The sequence below is a fragment of the Streptomyces sp. LS1784 genome, from assembly GCF_020103755.1.
In the GTDB taxonomy this organism is placed as follows: domain Bacteria; phylum Actinomycetota; class Actinomycetes; order Streptomycetales; family Streptomycetaceae; genus Kitasatospora.
In genome coordinates, this window is sequence record NZ_JAHSQD010001129.1 from 1 (window position 1) to 1,043 (window position 1,043).

Annotated in this window: 1 protein-coding gene; it reads right to left on the minus strand. The window is 75.4% G+C overall.

Translation table 11 applies throughout. The features are described from left to right. Positions 1-870, minus strand: an 870-nt coding sequence (locus KS423_RS46110; RefSeq protein ID WP_224285605.1) for a CoxG family protein, incomplete at its 3' end; no start/stop codon positions are given. Positions 871-1,043: the final 173 nt, after the last annotated feature.

The following is a 1,043-nucleotide window of genomic DNA, read 5'->3' on the forward strand; positions in this document are numbered from 1 at the left end:
CCGCGCGCTGCGGGCCGGCAGTGCCGGGGCGTACGGGCCGCGCGGCGGGGCGTGGTCCACCTCCTCGGCGGACCGGCCGACGATGCTGCGGCGCACCGGGCCGGTGAGCACCGGCTCGTCCTCGTACGTGAAGAGCGGCTCGGCGGGCAGTTCCTCGGCGACGCCGTCCTGTTCGGCGGCGCCGTCCGCGTCCGCGACCTCGACGTCGTCCTCGTCGTCGTCGGCGGAGCCGGTCGGCAGGCCGAAGCGCTCGGCGTCGGCGTCGGAGAAGGCGATCAGGTCGGAGAGGTCGTCGTCCAGGTCGTCGCCGGGCTGGTCCTGACGCTCCTCGATGAAGACCACACCGGCGTCGGTCCCGGCGGCTCCGGACTCGGCCGGCTCGGTGTCCTCCTCCTGGTCCTGGTCCTGGTCCTGCGGCTGCTCACCCTCCGGGGCGACCAGCGCGGCGGCGAACCTGTCCAGCAGGCGGCGGCCGGTGGCGTCGAGGGTCTCCTCGTCGAACTCGGTCAGCCGGCCGGTGGCGCTCAGGTCGCCGGTGAAGCGGATCGCCGCGGTGCCGTCCTCGGCGCCGTCCGCGACGCTGACCCGGACGGTGGCGGTCACCTCACCGCTGCCCCGGACCTCCTCGCCCTCGGCGAGCACGGTCAGCACGCCCTCCCGGCCCTCGATCAGGGACAGCACGCCCTTGTACGTGATCGTGGAGCCGCCGACCCGCAGCTTCAGCCGGCCGCCGATCTCCTCGGCCGAGCCGGCCCCGACCGCGGCCGGCTCGGTGCTCAGCCCCGGCACGCTCCGGGCCAGCAGCGCCGGATCCTGCAAGGCCTGCCGCACCAGCTCGGCGGACATCGGGACGACAACCTCATGCTCCATGTCACGGAGCCTACCGACTGGGCCCCGTCCGGTCCCTACCCACCACCACCAGATTTTTCCAGCCCCACCTGTTCCCTTGGCCATCGCACCACCGGCCTTCCGACCCCACGCCCGCCCACCCGGCCCGCGACGCCGCCGGGCCCGGGCGATTCGCCGCCCCGGCCCGGCCCGGC